Origin of the sequence: Verrucomicrobium sp. BvORR034 (genome assembly GCF_000739635.1) — a bacterium.
Lineage (GTDB): Bacteria > Verrucomicrobiota > Verrucomicrobiia > Verrucomicrobiales > Verrucomicrobiaceae > Verrucomicrobium.
Map to the genome: position 1 here is coordinate 1 of NZ_BATQ01000132.1, position 17,297 is coordinate 17,297.

Consider the following 17,297-nt stretch of genomic DNA (forward strand, 5'->3'; position numbering starts at 1 on the left):
ACAGAGTCTCTGACGCACGTTCGAAGCGCTCATCACACCCCTACCCCTGCCAATGATCCCGAACACGCAAAAACTCACCCCCGGCGAACCGAAGCTCTTCCTCGAAGAGGATGCGGCTACAAGCCCAACGTTGACGAGCTTCCAGCGAGTCTACGGTGGGTTCCGCAATAGCATCACCTACTCCGAAGGAGTTGCGGCGGTCTGGCTCGTTGTCAGCCCCCTATCTCCCCCCTGGCACAGAGTCCGACACTCCCAATTACATTGCTACAGGAGAACCAGGATGTAACGGCACGCCTTTCGACCTAACCCTACTGGACTACTATGCACTAGTCGCCAAGCCACCATTGAAACTGCCCGTGGTATTGCAGTTTCGAAACAGAGGAGAGTTTCGCCTTATTGTCCCGAAGCGCCGGGCTCATGATGAGGACGAGTGTATCAGCCCCTATTGAAAGCTCCTCGCGGAGCTTGGCTCTGTCCTCCTCATTTCTCAGTTGGCTCTCCAGATATTCCACCAAGTCCCCTCCAAAAATGGTCTCTATAAAGTCGGAATTCAGTCCCCCTACCCCCAAATCATCACTCAGGAGCCAAGTGCAGTCAGCGTCATTGTTGTCATCAACCACATCCTGCCACTGGCGCTCGGTATAGCGACAAGCCTCGCTCCTGGAAAGAAACCGGCCTGAAAACACATGGATCGTTGGAGGCATAAGAATCCAATGGCAAGCCTTGCAACCGAAGACGCAAAGGACGGCCTACCCTGTATGCCCACTCTCTCGCTGACAAGAAGCGAGGGGCAGGTCCTACCATCTCATTTCGACATCACGACACCTTCCGCGCATCCGCCAGATACTTGTCGAACAACGCCTTCTGTTCGCCCAGCGCCTTGACCTTGTCCTCCACCTTCGTGTTGGCCTCCATGAGCACCCAGCCTTCATAATCAGCTTCCGTCAGCAGCTTGATCAACTTGGCGAAGGGGTACTTCTCATCGCCCAGCGGACGGACGTGGGTCGTCTTGCCCAAATACTCCTTCACGAGCGCGAAGTTCTTCTCCAGACCTTCGCCCTCAAGATCGGCCGGGTTCGAGTTCCAACAAACGCGCACGTTGTCTGCGGAAGCGATCTCCATGACTTTCTTGATGTCCGGCAGCGCGGTCACCTGGCCGTGCACCTCCAGACGAATCTCCTGACCAAAGCCAAGCGCAAAGTCTCCGAGTTCCGCTAGCGACTTGCCGATCTGCTCCAAGGTCTTCTCTTTCGCCACGCCTTCCTTTTCATGAAGCTGATCCGGCTTCACCTTCACACCACTGCCGCCAATGTCGTGGCTGAGTTTGATGTACTGCTTGGCCACATCCAGGTTCGTCAGAAGCTTGCCTTTGTCAGGAGAATCAAAGGCCGCATTCGTCCCCATACCCACGATCTCGATGCCACCATCAGTGAACTGCTTCTTCACCTCGCTCCGCTGCTCCGGGCTCAACGTCGGCGACACCTTGTGCGCGTGATCGACACGCAGTTCCACGCCGGAGATGCCGAGCTGGGTGAGGTTCGCGATGATCGTGGGAATATCCCACTCTGCGCCCCACATATAGGTCACCAGACCAAAGGAGATGTTCTCCCCCTGCGGCTTCAACTGCTGGGCAAAAGCGGACAGCCCCAAGGCCCCGGCGGCAGTAGCGACAGACTGATGCAGAAATTGGCGACGCGTGCGGATGCTCATGCCGCGAAGCTGACAGGCCGAGGGCAAACTGTCAACGTCGGGCAAAAGAGTGCGGTGGAGCAAGCGATCCATCCACTCGGCGCCCACGCGGGCCACAGGATGCCCCCAAGCGATCCCAATTCGGCGCTCTGGTCTGCCGAATGGACGCCAAGGGCGTCACACAAAATAGCCCGGGGTAAGGCGAGGAACGAGCCGCCACCCCGGGGGTAGCCCGGTCAGGAAGCTCGAACTCCAACGGAGTTCTACAAGCTGACCAATCACCTGTTTGATTCACTCTATGCATAGCAGTAAACCTTCACACCCATGCCCCAATCCCTCAGTCAGAACTACGTCCACTTGGTCTTTTCCACCAAAGATCGAAAATCGTTTCTCCAAGACACGGAGCTTCAAAAGCGTGTTCATGCTTACGTTGCCGGGACATGCAAAAACCTAGATTCGCCCGCCATCATTGTCGGTGGCATTGCAGATCACGTGCACATTCTCCTACAACTCGCGCGGACCAAGGCTCTCTCGGATGTGGTTCGTGACATCAAGAGAGAGTCAACCAAATGGATTCGAGAGGAAGCGCCTCGATTATCCGAGTTCCACTGGCAATCCGGCTATGGTGCCTTTTCCGTTAGTCACTCCCTCGTAGACACGGTCGCACACTACATCCGCAATCAAGCTGAGCATCACCAGAAGATGTCCTTTCAGGATGAATTTCGAAAGCTGCTCAAAAAGAGCGGCCTTCAATGGGACGAGCGATATGTCTGGGATTGAAGGTGCCCCTGCGGCATTTGCCCGGTCTGTAGAACTCCTTTGGAGTTCCGGCTCCTCCCTGCAAATACCCAGGGTGGCGGCTCGTTCCTCGCCTTACCCTGTGCTAACATGTATGACGCCTTTGGCGTCGAATCACTCGCAGGCTTGGATGCCTGCGGACAGGTTGAAACGAACGCTCTCACGCCAACGGCGTGGCACAAAATCGCCCAGAGTCAGCAAAGAACGAGCCGCCACCTTGGAGACGCCAAGCCAAATGCCCACACTCATGTCTTTGGTCTTTCGTCTGTCCGTCTTCTGCCTGTTCCTCACAACGCCCGCCACCGCGCAAAACACTCAATGAACCCGCTCGCAAAATCCTGCGGCCGGGCCTCGATCCAAGCCTGAATTTCCTCCACCCGGAAAAACAATCCCGTGGTGATCTCATCCGGCGCATATTTCATGGGCCCATTGTGTTCAGCCACGTGCAGCTCCACAAACTCCTGCCCCGTAGCTTCGCAGGCCGGGATCGTGGCCACACACCGCGTCGGCGCGCTGATCCCGATCTCTTCCTTCAGCTCGCGGGCGGCTGAAGTAGCATAGTCCTCTCCGGCGTCCAGATGCCCTGCGGCACTGCTATCCCACGTCAAAGGATGCACGTCCTTCAAATGTGAGCGCTTCTGCAGCCAGAGTTCGCCGTGCTTGTTGAAGACAAAGATATGCACCGCCCGGTGCTTCAACCCCTTGGCATGCACCTCGCCACGCGGAGCCTGGCCAATCACCACGTTGTTCTCATCCACCACATCAAAGATTTCCGTCGCCTTCTGCCCGCGATCTTCCTCATGACGCCCTTCATAGTGCCGGGTCAACGCCACCCAGTCCCAAAGCGTTAGTTCCTCGGCCCGAACGGTAAGCGGCTTGCTCAGGCTGCCCATCAGGCTGTCCCACCCGCCGGGACATTCCGGCAAGAGATTCTTCAACTGCTTGCGACGCTGGGAAAATCCCATGCGCACAAGGCGGTCAAACAACGCCCGATCATGCACGGGCAGATCCCCCGGAGGCCGCGGCGTGAGGCGCACAATCGCGGAATCCACCTTGGGGCGGGGCTTGAAGACCTCCGGCGGAATGATGCGCCGAATCTCAACCTCCCAGTCATGCTGCACTACCAGGCTCAGACCGCCATAGGCGTCGTCCTCCTGATCCGCCGCAAGACGCTGGCACACCTCCTTCTGGAGCATGAACACCGCCTCAGTCACCGGAGTGGGTGGCGTCAGCACATGGCGCAGGATCTCGCCCCCCATCGAGTAGGGCAGGTTACCGATTACCTTCACGCCGCCAAACTTGAACAGCGGGCGCAGATCAAACCGGGTCGCATCCCCGTGCCAGACCTCCACATCTTCACGCCCGTCAAATTTCGCCTTCAGATCTGCCGCCAGGGTGTTGTCCTTCTCCAACAGCAGGGTCTTCGCCGCCCGGCCCACCAGATGCGTCGTCATCGCCCCCTGCCCCGGACCAATCTCCACGACCAGCGGTGCGCCGTCAGGCCGGATCTCGTCCGCGATCCATTTCGCGATTCCCACGTCGTGCAGGAAGTTCTGGCCGAGGCTTTTCTTGGGTGCAAAGGAGGATGCCATGTCGCGGAGGACATAGCGCATCCGGCGCTAGCGTGCAATGAGCTCTCCACGGCCGGGGTCGCCGCCGCCCCTTTGTTCGGAAGTATCGCGAGATCGATTCGGCCATCCTCTGCGTTTTTCGGCCACCATCTCATGCAAAGAACCTGCCAAGACAGCAAGTGACTGGATGACTGATTTTCTCAGCACGCCTGCAGTCCGGCAGTATGTTTGCCGAACCAGAAGCCCGCCCAGATGCCCGCCATCCCGGAAGTCTTTCCTCCACGAGATGTCTCCGAATTCCTCGCATGGGAGGTAATTCGTCCTCAAATCGAAACCTACGGTGACCAAGGAAATCCGGTGACGGCTCCAATTGTATTTTGGGCGAACAGCGAATCCAGGCCAGGTCCCACCCTGGGAGCCGTTGGCAGGGCCAAGCTGACGACAGTTTACGTGCATTGTCATCTCTTGTTCGGAGATGTGCTTCAAGCGCGTTGTTACCACAGACTGAGGTCTCAACCAAAAGAACAGGATGCAGCATCCCTGGAATGGGACTTGGAAGTTCAAGTCCGAAGGGACGACAAAGGACTCTATGCTCAGAACTTCAAGATCCATCCGAAATCCAGTTCGCATGATTCAGGCACGTGAAGGCACAAGCACCATGATGAAGTCGATCCTTCGATTCGGAACCTCAGTGTTCGCGTTGATGGTGACAGCGCTTCCAGCTGGCGAGACCAAGAGCAGCCCATCCGAGGGTGGTTGGTCGCCCAAACACACGTTCCGCATCGAACAACGTTCTCACACCGAAGAGGGGATAGCGATTCCATGCCCCGGCTCTGGCAGAGTTGGATCGTTCCCGCAAATGGTAAGCCTTCCTACCGCTTGGTCCTCTGTCACGAAGGAGAGCTGAATTGGCCAGGTCTCTTCCAGATCTCGCCCAATGAGCAGTACATTTTTCACGTTCAGAAAACAGGGAGCGGTGACAACTATGGAACGCTCTTTGCCCGCGACTCCGATGGAGTGTTCCGTCTCACAACGCTCACTTCACCGTCCCTTCCCTTTTCCGATGCAGCGTGGAAATTTTTCCAACAAAACACCCAGCTTGAAATCGCTCTGTATCATGACGGAGTCGAGTTTCTTTCTTGGGGCGAAGACGGCAAATGCTTCGAGTTCAGCCTTCACGGAACCGACACTGGCGAGAGCTACTGGATTTCTGATTGGCGTCTCCACTTCAATACTACGACCGGGCGATTTTTTTGCACCCCCTCTCAGAAGAAGCACAACCTGAAATCGATTCACTATCGGCGCAAATAGCACTGCGAACAAGCAAGAGGGAGCAGCCTTGCTTATCCGCCGATGTCCATTCTTATGGGAAGGCAGGAAGTGCTCTGGTCCTGCGGCGACTGAGCCGACGGGGACCGTCGGACTACCCCGAAATCGACGTCAGAAGAGGTTTGCGCCTCCACGCTCACCAGTTCCCGCCCATCGCCCGCTTTACTGACTTACCGAATCACTGATTCACTGAACCACTGATTTAGCCGCCCACCTTCCAAAGCTTCCGGTCACTGCGCACGAAAATCTTCCCGCCACTCAGCGACGGCGTGCACAGGATCAGCTCCTTCTCCGCCAGTTCATCTTTGAAATCCAAGGAGCCCACCACCGCGCCCTCTGGCGCAGTAACATCCACGATCTGCAGCAAACCTTTCTCACCAACTGCGGCCAGCAAGTTGCCCGCGCCCACGGGTGATCCGCTGAAGGGTCCTTTGAGACGGAGTTTCCACCCACGCTCGCCAGTCTTGGCATCCGCCACGGCCAGCACCCCAGCGCTGTTAATGATATAGACTTTGTCCCCCATCACCACCGGACTGCCCGTGGCGGCATTCATCTGCTCCGACCGCCAGATCTGGGCGGGGTCGCCTCCCGTCTTGGCTGGTTGGATGGCGGTGATGCCTTTGGAAGCCGCATAAATAACGCCATTGGCCACGACGCTGGAGGACATGGTGGAAGCCCCGTCCTTGTACTCCCAAAGGCGGCTCCCAGTGGCGGGGTCCACGCCCATTAGCCCATCTTTGCACTGGAGCACGGCCACTGGGGCACTCTCAGCATCCGGCTGCCACACGATGGGGCTGCTCCAGTTGGCCGCCTTGGGGCGTTCCAGCTTCCACAGATTGCGCCCCGTGGTCACATCGATGCCCAGGGTGTAGCTCTCGCTGTCATTCTCAATGACGGTCACCACGGTCTCCCCCACGATGATGGGTGAGGACGACATGCCCAGACTGTTGCTGGCATTCGCGTAGTCCACCGTGAGCCCTCGAACCCAAAGCAGGTTTCCCTCCAGATCAAATGCGGCCAGATCATTCGACGACCAGAGCGCGACCACCCGTTTGCCATCACTGCACGGCGTCGGAGCAGCCACGCAGGTCTTGCCATGGCTCATGGTCCGGCCGGTGGCACGCAGGTGACGTTCCCAGACCTTGCTTCCGTCCTTGGCGCTGAAGGCGATGACGTGCAATCGCTCCTGCTTGGGCCCGCTGGAAGCGGTGACATACACCCTGTCCCCCACGATGATGGGGCTCGACAGCCCCCTCCCGGGGAGCTCTGCAGACCACTCCACCTTGGGGGCAGCTGGCATCTGCGCCCCGGCGAGATAGGCAGCGCTGTTGGGTCCGCGGAACTGGGGCCAATCGGACGCCCAGACACAGGCTGGTTCTGCCATGGCCAGCAGGCCCGACACAAACGCGGCCTTCGAGATCGAGGAAACTTTATGGGTCATCGGTACTCAAAAAAAAGGGTTCAAGGATTGCTCGCGAGGATCGCGGTTCCGGCCGCATCACAGACCCGGAGTTGAAACTCCCATTCCACGGTCCATTGCTCTTTCTGCTCATTCTGGCAGCACTTCACCAAGATGGTGTTGGCACCCTTCTTAAGCCGGCACTTCAGGGTGTACTGGTCCATCTGCGCTCCCCGATGGTACTCGTCCCGCCCAAACAGCAGCTCTCCATTGAGCCACACCTTCCAGCCGTTTTTGCAACCCAAGCGGATTTCGGCCTCACGATCGGTCGTTGAATCAAACGTGCTCACTGCGTAAGCCGTGGCGTCTTTCAGCATCGTGAGCGGTTTATTGAAATCCAGCTTGCCGTACTCATGCTTGGTTTCAAAGGGCTGCCAGGCCACTTCCGCCCCTTTGCCCGCGTACTTCGCATCGAGCTTGATCTCCTTTTCCGGCGGATACACCGCGTCAAACCCTGCCCGCTGCGCATTGTCGAACGGCCCAATTACGTTCCATTTCGTGATGAAGCCAAAGTGCCTGGGTAGATCCACCTCCACACCCAGCTTCGTCAGCGCTTCCGCGATCACTTTCACCTGGTCCTCATCCCGTGCCGCATCCAGCGCCGCCTGATAGGTGCTTTTTGCGGCCGCTTCGTCTTTGGCGTCCGCCTTTTCCTTCCCTGCCACGATCAAACGCTGCACGGCACCGCGTCGCAGTTCCTGGGCGGGATCACTGATCAGGGTCGGCTCAATGGCATTCGCCTTGGCCTGATCCGCGTGCTGAATGACGTCAAACGCGATCGACCGGGCAGATGAGGCATGGTGGGTGTCCCGCAGAAAGCTCTCCAACTCCGCTACGGGCAAAGGCTTCTTGGCCTCCAGGGCTTCGTCTGCAATCACTGTCGCAGCCATCCGCAGCCAATTGTCCGCCACCACGTTGCCCTTGCCAGCCCCCTCTACAATGGCAAGCAGCCCTTCTGGGCCCGCTTTCACCAGCTCTCGCCACGCCACACTTGCCTCCTCATTGCCCTGCCCCTCCCGGCCCACGGCCAGGATGGCTTTGACGGACGAAGCGACATCCGCCTGCGCAAGCGAGGCAGAAATGAACAGCAGCAAGCAGGAGGTACGCAGGATCATGGCAAAGCGGGGCAAGTCTGCCAGAATCTACGCCAAAATGTCACCTCTCATTTCTGGAGTTTGATCAATTGACGCATCCTCCAGCACCCGTGCCGTCTAGTCCAAAAATCCATCAGATCTCATGGCCAGCAGCATCGTGTTGCCGGACAAATGAAAGCAGATGACCAGGAAGACACGACTTCATCCACTCAAAAACCTGACATTTGAGACGTCATGAATGCAACTGAACCTTATAGAGCATCACCAAAACCGCTGACTTTCGCGGCCTTCACGCTGTCACTCGCTCTCGGCGGATGCTGGCTGAACTACCCCTCCATGATTTTTGGATCTGGCGAGATTGCACAAATCTTCTGGGCCGGAGGTCTGGGTCTGGCCGCGGTGTCAGCTTTAACTTTGCTGTTCACCGTTTTTCAGTATGGCTGGCTCACATTGCGAGGACGATGTTCCCCCGTATTGCTTGTTACGGCACTCGGTGTTTCAGCAGGATTCACGGCACTCTGGCTCGCCTACTATCGTTTCCTTGAGCGCATGCCATAGATGTTGCCCATTGTTCTCCGTCCCAACGCCCCTTGCCTGGTTGGCATGCCGCCCTCCCCAAGCTCTTCAGACCTATTGTCGCATCGGCATTCAGCGTTAGAATATCCACAATGATCGAGCCGGTTCCCATCTCCCCATTGCCCGTGGAAGCAGCTCCCATTGCGCCTGGCGAGGTGGTGCCCATGCAGATCGCGGCTCAGTTGGTGAACGCCGAGAAAACCGTGCCGATTGACCTCGAAAGCATGCCGATTCTCCCTGATCCGATTCAGGCCGATCCGGTGCCTACCCACTTGATATTGCCGACAGAGATTCCAGCACAAGTGATCGCGCCACAGGCCATCTCCGCAGCCCCCGTTGTCCCGGAAGCCATCGAGGCTCAATCGATCGAGCGCATGATGCCGGAATGAAAGAAAGGCCTCGACTTCCCACGAGGCCCCCTTGCAACTCCTTCAGGCTCGACCAGCGCCTGCCCTGATCCACGATCAGAGCGAACCCTCAAGTTTGCCTGAAATTGCCTTCATTTTCGCCTTTTGAGCCTCAGAATTTGCCCGAAAAAGTCCACATTCGGTGTCTGAGGACGTTTGATTTCCACTGAATTTGCGTTTCCTCCAGTTCCCGCTTCCGACCGTCCGGCGGCTCATTCAATTCAGTGCCTCGTTCTCTGTCCAACACACTTACATCCGTCCCGCCTTGTCCCGCCGTTTCAAGCTCCTGCCCGCGCTCAGCGCCCTGCTGACGACCACCTCCCTCCTCTCAGCCCCGGCCAGTTCTCCTTCCGGCGCCAACTTCTCCTTTGAAGGAGATGGCTTTGATACCTGGACCGAAGACGGCTCCGCCTTTGGCCGTGGCCCGGCCGCTGGCAAAGTTCCCGGCATGAATGGCACCGTCACCGGCTTTGCCGGGCATGCCTTTGCCTGTTCCGGCCATGGAGGAGACCCCGCCACCGGTGCTCTCACCTCTCCGGAGATTGCGCTCACGGGTGGCCACCTGCATTTCCTCGTGGCTGGTGGCAATCAGCCCGGCAAGACCGCCGTCCAGCTCCTGGTGGATGGCAAGGTCGTTCAAGAGGCCACGGGCCAGAACAGTCTGCAGCTTCGGCAGGTCACCTGGGATCTCAGCCCTTGGCAGGGCAAGAAGGCCCAGCTGCGCATTGTCGATCAGGCCACGGGAGGCTGGGGCCTGATCGTGGCGGACGAATTCGTCTTCTCCAATGACAAGAATTTCGTCATCAAGGTGGCGTCGCCCAAGAAGGCCGGAGCGGACGAGAACGGCATCGAACTGGTCTCCACCCCAGTCATTCCCGGCAACAGCATCCCCAAGGGCACGAGTATTCAGATTTTTGCCACCCATGAGGGTGAAAAAGTAACGAGCCCTACGGCCTTCGCCTTTGACGAAAAGGGTGCCCTGTATGTGGCGGAGACCCACCGCTTCCGTTTCGGCATTCATGACGACCGGAACAACCGCTACTGGTACCTTGACGACATTGCCTCGCAGACCACCGCGGATCGCCGCGCCATGCACGAGAAGTGGAAGGCCAAGGTCCCGCTGGAATCCATGACGGAGAAGTCCGAGGTCATCCGCAAGCTGGTGGATGAGAACGGCGACGGCAAGGCCGACAAGATGACGGTCTATGCGGATGGCTTCAATGATCTGCTAGACGGCACGGCCGCTGGCGTCTTCGCCCATGAAGGGCGCGTTTATTTTGCCTGCATCCCCAAGATCTACTCCCTCCTGGACAAGGATGGCGATGGCAAGGCAGACCAACGCGACGTGATCGAAGATGGCTTCGGTGTACGAGTTTCACTCTCCGGCCATGATCTCAACGGGTTCGTGCTCGGCATGGATGGCCGCATCTATGGCACCGTGGGGGACCGCGGTTTCAGCTTCACCACCAAGGAAGGCGTCACCTACAAGTCTCCCGACCAGGGAGCCATCTTCCGGTTCGAGCCCGATGGCTCCAACTTTGAAGTCGTGCACACCGGGCTGCGCAACCCCAAGGAACTGGCCTTTGATGAGTACGGCAACGGCATCAGCGTGGACAACAACTCCGACCAGGGCGATCCCGCCCGCGTGGTGTACATGATTGAAGGTGCCGACTCCGGCTGGCGCATGCAGCATCAGGCGCTGCACACCTTCCGCGATGACATCGGCCTCCCAGAGCGCCCCATCTCTCCCTGGATGACAGAGCGCATGGCGGAGACTCGCAATCCCTCACAGCCAGCCTACATCGTGCCCCCGGTGGGCACAATCACCAGCGGCCCCTCCGGCCTCACCTATCACCCTGGCAGTGGTTTCCTCGAATCCGAGAAAGGCCGTTTCCTCGTCTGCGACTACCGTGCCAATGCCGCCAGCTCCGGCATCTGGTCCTTCAAGGTCACCCGCGATGGCGCAGGCATGAAGTTTGAAGATCCCTACAAGTTCAACTGGGGCGTCTGCCCCACGGATGTGGAGTACAGCTATGACGGCCGCCTCTTTGTGTCGGACTTCATCAGCGGTTGGGAATCCCATGACGCGGGTCGCATCTATGCCATCACGGCGGATTCGGAAAAGAATGCCGGTCGCACCCCGGATGTCGCCAAGCTCATGTCAGAGGACTTCAATCAGCGCTCCGAGGATGAACTGGCTGGCCTGCTGTTGCACGCCGACCAACGCGTCCGTCTGCGCGCCCAGATCGCCCTGGCGGCCAAGGATGGCAGCACTCCGCTGCTGGTGAAGGCCACGCAGGACCAAGACCATCTCCTCACCCGCTTGCACGGCATCTGGGGTCTCGGCATCCGCGCCCGCAAGTCGGGTGACGCCGCCGCCGCCACTGCGCTGGTGGCCCTGCTGAAGGACCAGGACGCCGAAGTGCGCGCTCAGGCCGCCCATGTTTTGGGCGAAGTGAAGGGCACCCCTTCCGCAAGCCTGCTCCCCCTCCTGTCTGATTCCTCGAACCGTGTTCGCGGGTTCGCTGCCATCTCCCTTGGCCGGTTGAAATCCAAGGATGCCTGGGCTCCCTTGATTGAAGTGCTCGCGCAAAACGGCGACGCGGATCTCTACCTGCGCCACGCCGCCATCATGGGCCTCCTTGGTGCCGGTGGTGAAGCCGAGTTCGCAGCGCTGAAGACGCACAATGCGCCCGCAGTCCGCATGGCAGCCGTTATCGCCCTGCGTCGCCTCCACAGCTCTTCGCTCGCCAGTTTCCTGGCCGATGCGGATCCCCGCATCAGTGATGAAGCCATCCGCGCCATCCACGAGGAAAAAGTGGACGCCGCCCACCCGGCGTTGAATGCCATGCTTGATGCCTACATCGGCCCCGATGCTGCGAAGGCGCGCAAGCTCAGTCCCATGATCGCGCGCCGCGTCATCCACTCTGCCTTCCGCACCGGTGGCAAGGAGAATGCCGACCGCCTCATCAAGCTGGCTGCCCAAAAGACGTTTGACCTCGATCAGCGCAAGGAAGCCCTGCGTCTGCTCCTCCAGTGGCCCCAGCCGCACCCGGTGGATCAGTCACTCGGCCGCCTGGATCCCAAGCCCGCCCGTGATCCCAAGGAAGTCGCGCCTGTGCTGGAAGCTGGCATCCCTGCCCTTCTCGCCTCTGAGGAGGCCCTGCTGGCCCCGACGCTGAAGTTGGTAGAGGATCTGCATCTGAGCCGTGCCGCCTTCACGGAAGCCGACCTGCGCCGCATCATCACCACCCGTACCCTGCCTGCCGCCGCCCGCGCCACCGCACTGGAACTCTGGATTGCAGGCAAGCCCCAAGATGCCGACTCCCTGCTGGTTGAACTCTCGACCGATTCCGCAGACGAGGTGGCCGCGGCCGCCCTCACGGATCTGGCCAAGACCAGCCCGGAGAAGGCCCTCGCAGGCGCCACCCAGGCCCTGAAGTCCAAGTCGGTGACGCGCCGCCAGTCCGCCTGGACCGTGCTAGCCGGCATCCCCGGCGATGCCGCCGCCCAGCTCATTGCCAAGGCGGTGCAAGACATCCCCACCCCGCAGTCGGACAAGGAAAGCCAGCTTGAGATCCTGGAAGCCGCTGCCAAACGCAATGAGCCAGCCGTGAAAGCGGCCCTCACCGCCTACGAGAGCAGCCTCAACCCTGCCGACCTGCTCGCCAAATGGATGCCTGCCCTCTACGGCGGCAATGTCGAACGGGGCGGCAGCCTCTTCTTCAGCCACGGCAGCGCCCAGTGCTTCCGCTGCCACCGCGCCGGTGAAGGCGGTCACGATGCGGGCGGCGATGCCGGCCCGAATCTGGCTGGCGTGGGTGCCAAGCATGAGCGGCTTTATTTCCTTGAAGCCCTCATGAATCCCGGTGCCAAAGTCGCCCCCGGCTATGGCATGGTCTTCCTGACTTTGAAAGGCGGCGGCAGCGTGGGTGGCGTACTGCAGAACGAGACGCCCGATGCCTACGAGATCCTCGTGGCACCCGACCTCTGGAGCGTGAAGAAATCCGACGTCGCCGCCGCGTCCCCACCTGTCTCCGCCATGCCTCCCATGAGCGTCTTCCTCAACTCCCATGAAGCTCGCGACATCGTCGCCTGGCTCAGCACCCTCAAGAAGCCGCTGAAAGGCGAGGCCAAGAAGCTCGAAGCAAAGCCTTACAAGAAGACCAAAGACTAAAAGACGAAAGACAGAAGACCTGAAAGTCGATCGAGGGGCAGCCACGCATGGCTGCCCCTTTTTTGTCGCTGTTCCGGGCCATCTTCTATCAAACACTCCAAGGAACCGTGATCCCCACGGAGCGGCGGTTTGTGCTTGCACAACCGCCGATGGCGAGAGGAGCGATTGGCGAGATGCTTCCATTCCACATTCCCATCGCCCCGCGCGCTGTAGGGCAAGCGCTCCGCTTACCATGAGCGGCTCCTGACTGAGGCAACCGGGGCGGTCGCCCCTACAGATGCTGCTGGGAGGTTTGGGGCAGAGGGAAAATGGAGACCTCATGAGACGTTTGGCCGGGACCGGGACAAGAATGTCCCTCGCTCTATCTACTGACGGTTGAGCTCTTGTGTGCAGGTGAGGACTTGTGTCTTCTTGGTAGCGCGTACGGGCTTTGGATTAGCTCAAAACAAGGGAACCACGCTCATTCACGGGGAGCGCAATCCCAAGCGCTTCGGCTCCTGTTTTTGGAAGCTCATCCCCGAAGGGGATATCTATCACAGCCCAGGGTTGGACGAGCCCTAAGAACCTGTTTGGATAAAAACGCTGGGTGTGTTGCGAGGCATTTTGAATCTGGACAAGGCGCGAAGAGGGCGTGAATCGAGATTCACAACCGATGAGCAACGCAGTCCAGACTCAAAAGGACCGCAACCCGGAGGGGGCAGTTCTCAGGCTCGGCGAAGCCGCTTTTATCTCATTCCCTTAATTGAACCTGCCACACCCGGATGTTTTTATCCAAACAGGTTCTAAGCGAGTCAACCCTGGGTACCGCATGACATGACATCTCAGGTGTGGAGGCCGGTCCGATACTCTTGCACCCCCGACATCGTCAGAAGTCCCTGACGACAAACCGGTGCTCCATGAACAACTCGAACCTCGCCCCCCTCACCATTTCCCGCGGCTTAACAACCCCTGAGTGTAGGCCCTCACCTCCTCCTGGCTGATGACCTGTTTGGAAGTGTGCTGCACATACACCGCCAGCTCACCTTGCATGTAGGCATATCCCACCCCCATCAGCCACTGTGGATCTCCCGGTTTTGCCGGTTTCTCAGTCGGAATCTCATAGAGCTGGATGTACTCCAGCGCCTCCTGTTCCCTGCGGCTGCCGTCTGTCATCCGCACCACCAGCTTTTCCGGCACAGGTAGCTTAAGAGAGAGCACAGACCATCCGGTTTCAGGTTTCAGGAAACGTCCGCGATCAGGCGTGAGTATCGGATATCCGGCCACGAAACGATCCCCTATCGACTGCAGATGGGATTCCGTGCCCAGATCCCGGGCAATACCGGCATAGCGATCCACCACCACGGCCATCAGATCACCTGACACCTCCTTCTTGAAAACACACCAGGAATACGTGTAGGGGTACCTTCCACCCTGCCGCGATGGCGAGCGCTGGTCCGCAGCAGCGGATGTCCCCCTCTCCAACAGCGTCCAAGTCCGGTCTGGTGCCTTCAAGTTCTCCAGAGGCGGCACCTCCTGGGCCAAGGCTGGCAGGATGAGGGATGCGACGAAACAAGCCTGAAGGGTCCAGCGCCGAAAGCTGTAGTTCGTCTTCATCCTACGATTACGCGGCCAACGCCCCGGCCTGTCACCTCTCTTTTTCCGGGCTCGAATTGCGTGCGCCCACTTTCCCCAGAATCTCCGCCATCGCCTTCACCACCACAGACGCCTTGCCCCTCTGCCAGAGTAGCAGAAGGTCCCACGTGGCTGCCTTGTCGATCAACGGCACCAATGCCACACCTGGCGGTGGGCTCTGGGCGAAATAGTCGGGCAGCAAAGTCACCGCCCCCTCGCTCGCGATCATGGAGAAAGCCTCGCCAATGCTCTCCGCATCAGCGATAAACTTGGGCTTGAAGCCACCCGCCCGGCAGATCCGAACGATCCACCGATTTCTCCCAGGGACATCCTTTTCAGGTGCGCCGATGAAAACCTCCTTTTTCAGATCAGCCGGTGACAGTTCGCGCCGGCCTGCGAGGACGTGATCAGCGGGCAGGACCACACACACTCCCAAGGTGGCGAGCTTCTTGGTGTAGTACTCGCCCGCCATCGCTCCGCCTTCCTGGCCGATCAGGGCCAGGTCGATCTCCCCTTTCTTCAGCGCATGAAGTTGCTCGCCGGGCGCTTGATCCAGCAGCTTCACCCGCACCTCAGGATGTCGTTTTCTGAGCTCTGCCAGCGCGGGGTTCAGGTAAAACTGCGCCGCAGAGCCAATGTAGCCGATGCGCAATTCCGAGCGCTGGCCACGCGCCTGATGGCGCAATTCCGCCAATTCACTCTCGTATCGCTCCAGCACCGGCTTCATGCAGGCCACTGTGGCCTGCCCCAGTGCTGTAGGCTTCACACCGCTGGCCTGACGTTCCAACAAAGGTCCCCCGATCTCATGCTCCAGAGCCTGCATCTGCCTCGACAAAGAAGGCTGCGACACATGCAATCGCGTCGCCGCCCGATTGAGACTGCCCTCCTCCAACACCACAAAAAAGGCCCTGAGCAAATCAATCATAGAAGGAAGCTCATCTTGTTAATCCATTGAGAATCTTGTCAATCCTGTCTCTGAAAAGCTCTCAACATCCTCAAGGGTATACGCAAAACGCATAACGGCAAGAGCCAGCCAGCATTATCGCGACCTTGGCAGGTGAGCCATGCTCCACCCAGACAGGCAACCGCCTGAAACAGAAAACGAAAATCTTCTATCAAGTAACCAAGATGAATACGACCTCCACTTCCCCTGCCGTGCTCAGCGCCAACACCACCGACAACAGCGTGGTCCGCACGGTCCTCAACACGGCACTCGGCACCAACAATGCCCTCGCCCCCACCGTGCTCCGCCTGGCCCTTGCCGCCGTCGTCTTCCCCCACGGTGCCCAGAAGCTCCTCGGATGGTTCGGCGGCTATGGTTACGAAGGCACCATGGGCTTCTTCACCAGCACGATGGGCATCCCCTGGATCCTCGCCCTGGGCGTGATCCTGGTGGAGTTCTTTGCCCCGCTCTTCCTGATCGCTGGCGCGGCCGTCCGCCCCGCCGCGATCGCCATCGGCACCGTGCTTGGCACCGCTATGGTGAAGGTTCACCTGGCCAACGGTTTCTTCATGAACTGGATGGGCACGCAGAAGGGTGAAGGCGTTGAATTCTTCGTCCTGGTGCTGGGCATCGCCCTCGCCCTCGTCATATCCGGTGCCGGCCGCTTCTCGGTTGACCGCGCCGTGAGCAAGCAGTCGTAATCAGTCTTCAGCTCCCTTTGCCTCCAAGGGCGGCCCGATTCGGGTCGCCCTTGAGCAACGCCCGCCCCCGACCCGCCACACCATCCCCTCGTCCACCCTCAGCCTTTCCTGCCATGAATGCCCCCGCCCCCATTTCTAATGCCCCCACCACCAACTCCATCATCGGGCGGGTCATTCTCCGCACCCGCGATGCCAAGACACTGGGGACCTTCTACTCTCACTTGCTAAGCCTGATCCCCGAGTCCCGCTCCGGAAAACCTGGCACCGTCGATCTCGTGCATCCCGTCAGCAAGGCCGTGCTTGTCACCCTTCTTGAAGACAAGCACGCACCTGCTCCCACCCGCGGCGCTCCGGGCCTGTTCCATGTCGCGTTTCTCTTTCCCGACTTGCTCGAGTGGAAGCTCACCCTGCGCCGTATGTTCGCCATGCCGGGACTGGACTTCCACGGAGCAGCGGACCACGCCGTGAGCTGGGCCGTCTATCTGGCAGACCCCGATGGCAATGGTATCGAACTCGCCTGGGACAAGCCGGAGAACGAGTGGCCCTGGAAGGGCGACAAGATCCAGATGGTCAGCCTATCTCTGCCCCTCCGGTCCATCCTGGCTCAACAAGATGCGGTCAAGGATGCTCCTGCGGCACCGATGCACATCGGTCACATCCACCTACAGACGTCTCAACTCACCAACGCCCAAGCCTATCTCGACTACCTCAAACTCCGCGTCACTCAGGACAACTACTCCGGCGCCATCTTCATGGCCCGGGGCAGGTACCACCATCACCTCGCCGTGAACACCTGGAACACGCGCCCCGGTATCAGCAGCGCCCCTAACGCCACCGGACTGGTGGGTTGGGACATGGCGATTCACGGAGACAACTCCAACCGAAGCTGGACCGATCCGGCAGGGGCTGAAGTGAGACTGATCCCGGGTTGATCCAAAGCTT

14 protein-coding genes are annotated in these 17,297 nt (G+C 59.4%); 7 read left to right on the forward strand and 7 right to left on the reverse strand.

Features of this window, described 5'->3' with window-relative positions:
* Positions 1 to 326: 326 nt before the first annotated feature.
* Together BV034_RS22000 and BV034_RS22005 are read right to left on the reverse strand one after the other, a co-directional pair.
* A complete protein-coding gene (locus BV034_RS22000) occupies positions 327 to 704 on the reverse strand; it encodes a hypothetical protein (protein WP_050029130.1) in 378 nt (125 codons plus the stop codon).
* A 112-nt stretch (positions 705 to 816) separates the two neighbouring features.
* A complete protein-coding gene (locus BV034_RS22005; RefSeq protein WP_050029131.1) occupies positions 817 to 1,710 on the reverse strand; it encodes a TIM barrel protein in 894 nt (297 codons plus the stop codon).
* Between the two features lie 303 nt (positions 1,711 to 2,013).
* On the opposite strand from BV034_RS22005, the gene tnpA reads away from it, so the two are divergent.
* Positions 2,014 to 2,469 (forward strand): IS200/IS605 family transposase, encoded by a 456-nt coding sequence (gene tnpA, locus BV034_RS22010; RefSeq protein WP_050029132.1) that lies wholly within the window; start codon positions 2,014 to 2,016, stop codon positions 2,467 to 2,469.
* A gap of 305 nt (positions 2,470 to 2,774) precedes the next feature.
* On the opposite strand, the gene rsmA is transcribed toward tnpA, so the two are convergent.
* Positions 2,775 to 4,079 (reverse strand): 16S rRNA (adenine(1518)-N(6)/adenine(1519)-N(6))-dimethyltransferase RsmA, encoded by a 1,305-nt coding sequence (rsmA, locus tag BV034_RS36320; protein ID WP_265593317.1) that lies wholly within the window; start codon positions 4,077 to 4,079, stop codon positions 2,775 to 2,777.
* Positions 4,080 to 4,880: 801 nt separating this feature from the next.
* Between rsmA and BV034_RS22030 the strand changes: the two genes are divergently transcribed.
* On the forward strand, positions 4,881 to 5,369 hold the full coding sequence (locus BV034_RS22030; RefSeq protein ID WP_050029135.1) for a hypothetical protein: 489 nt from the start codon (positions 4,881 to 4,883) through the stop codon (positions 5,367 to 5,369).
* A gap of 220 nt (positions 5,370 to 5,589) precedes the next feature.
* On the opposite strand, the gene BV034_RS22035 is transcribed toward BV034_RS22030, so the two are convergent.
* Both BV034_RS22035 and BV034_RS22040 read right to left on the reverse strand, forming a co-directional pair.
* Positions 5,590 to 6,828: a PQQ-binding-like beta-propeller repeat protein gene (locus BV034_RS22035; protein WP_265593318.1), complete on the reverse strand. Its 1,239-nt coding sequence runs from the start codon at positions 6,826 to 6,828 to the stop codon at positions 5,590 to 5,592.
* A 20-nt stretch (positions 6,829 to 6,848) separates the two neighbouring features.
* Positions 6,849 to 7,961, reverse strand: a complete 1,113-nt coding sequence (locus BV034_RS22040; RefSeq protein ID WP_050029136.1) for a hypothetical protein — start codon at positions 7,959 to 7,961, stop codon at positions 6,849 to 6,851.
* 213 nt (positions 7,962 to 8,174) lie between these two features.
* Here BV034_RS22040 and BV034_RS36325 point away from each other — a divergent pair, with 213 nt between their 5' ends.
* The 3 genes from BV034_RS36325 (at position 8,175) to BV034_RS22050 (ending at position 13,100) form a co-directional block, all read left to right on the forward strand.
* On the forward strand, positions 8,175 to 8,498 hold the full coding sequence (locus tag BV034_RS36325) for a hypothetical protein (RefSeq protein WP_265593319.1): 324 nt from the start codon (positions 8,175 to 8,177) through the stop codon (positions 8,496 to 8,498).
* A gap of 182 nt (positions 8,499 to 8,680) precedes the next feature.
* Positions 8,681 to 8,905: a hypothetical protein gene (locus BV034_RS22045; protein ID WP_265593320.1), complete on the forward strand. Its 225-nt coding sequence runs from the start codon at positions 8,681 to 8,683 to the stop codon at positions 8,903 to 8,905.
* 283 nt (positions 8,906 to 9,188) lie between these two features.
* Positions 9,189 to 13,100 carry a HEAT repeat domain-containing protein gene (locus BV034_RS22050; protein WP_265593321.1) on the forward strand — a complete coding sequence of 1,304 codons (3,912 nt, stop codon included), beginning with the start codon at positions 9,189 to 9,191 and terminating at the stop codon, positions 13,098 to 13,100.
* A gap of 921 nt (positions 13,101 to 14,021) precedes the next feature.
* Here BV034_RS22050 and BV034_RS22055 read toward each other — a convergent pair.
* Together BV034_RS22055 and BV034_RS22060 are read right to left on the reverse strand one after the other, a co-directional pair.
* Positions 14,022 to 14,693: a hypothetical protein gene (locus BV034_RS22055; protein ID WP_050029139.1), complete on the reverse strand. Its 672-nt coding sequence runs from the start codon at positions 14,691 to 14,693 to the stop codon at positions 14,022 to 14,024.
* A gap of 31 nt (positions 14,694 to 14,724) precedes the next feature.
* Positions 14,725 to 15,636, reverse strand: coding sequence for a LysR family transcriptional regulator (locus BV034_RS22060; RefSeq protein WP_050029140.1), 912 nt, complete (start codon positions 15,634 to 15,636; stop codon positions 14,725 to 14,727).
* Between the two features lie 203 nt (positions 15,637 to 15,839).
* Between BV034_RS22060 and BV034_RS22065 the strand changes: the two genes are divergently transcribed.
* Positions 15,840 to 16,355, forward strand: a complete 516-nt coding sequence (locus BV034_RS22065) for a DoxX family protein (RefSeq protein WP_081888027.1) — start codon at positions 15,840 to 15,842, stop codon at positions 16,353 to 16,355.
* 113 nt (positions 16,356 to 16,468) lie between these two features.
* Positions 16,469 to 17,287: a hypothetical protein gene (locus BV034_RS22070; RefSeq protein ID WP_050029141.1), complete on the forward strand. Its 819-nt coding sequence runs from the start codon at positions 16,469 to 16,471 to the stop codon at positions 17,285 to 17,287.
* Positions 17,288 to 17,297: the final 10 nt, after the last annotated feature.

Excerpts from the sequence above, each read along its gene's own strand:
- BV034_RS22045 (WP_265593320.1), top strand. The coding sequence starts at position 8,681 with ATGCAGATCGCGGCTCAGTTGGTGAACGCCGAGAAAACCGTGCCGATT.
- BV034_RS36325 (WP_265593319.1), top strand. The coding sequence starts at position 8,175 with ATGAATGCAACTGAACCTTATAGAGCATCACCAAAACCGCTGACTTTC.
- BV034_RS22005 (WP_050029131.1), bottom strand. The coding sequence starts at position 1,710 with ATGAGCATCCGCACGCGTCGCCAATTTCTGCATCAGTCTGTCGCTACT.
- BV034_RS22035 (WP_265593318.1), bottom strand. The coding sequence starts at position 6,828 with ATGACCCATAAAGTTTCCTCGATCTCGAAGGCCGCGTTTGTGTCGGGC.
- rsmA (WP_265593317.1), bottom strand. The coding sequence starts at position 4,079 with ATGGCATCCTCCTTTGCACCCAAGAAAAGCCTCGGCCAGAACTTCCTG.
- BV034_RS22070 (WP_050029141.1), top strand. The coding sequence starts at position 16,469 with ATGAATGCCCCCGCCCCCATTTCTAATGCCCCCACCACCAACTCCATC.
- BV034_RS22055 (WP_050029139.1), bottom strand. The coding sequence starts at position 14,693 with ATGAAGACGAACTACAGCTTTCGGCGCTGGACCCTTCAGGCTTGTTTC.
- BV034_RS22030 (WP_050029135.1), top strand. The coding sequence starts at position 4,881 with ATGCCCCGGCTCTGGCAGAGTTGGATCGTTCCCGCAAATGGTAAGCCT.
- tnpA (WP_050029132.1), top strand. The coding sequence starts at position 2,014 with ATGCCCCAATCCCTCAGTCAGAACTACGTCCACTTGGTCTTTTCCACC.
- BV034_RS22060 (WP_050029140.1), bottom strand. The coding sequence starts at position 15,636 with ATGATTGATTTGCTCAGGGCCTTTTTTGTGGTGTTGGAGGAGGGCAGT.
- BV034_RS22065 (WP_081888027.1), top strand. The coding sequence starts at position 15,840 with ATGAATACGACCTCCACTTCCCCTGCCGTGCTCAGCGCCAACACCACC.
- BV034_RS22000 (WP_050029130.1), bottom strand. The coding sequence starts at position 704 with ATGCCTCCAACGATCCATGTGTTTTCAGGCCGGTTTCTTTCCAGGAGC.
- BV034_RS22040 (WP_050029136.1), bottom strand. The coding sequence starts at position 7,961 with ATGATCCTGCGTACCTCCTGCTTGCTGCTGTTCATTTCTGCCTCGCTT.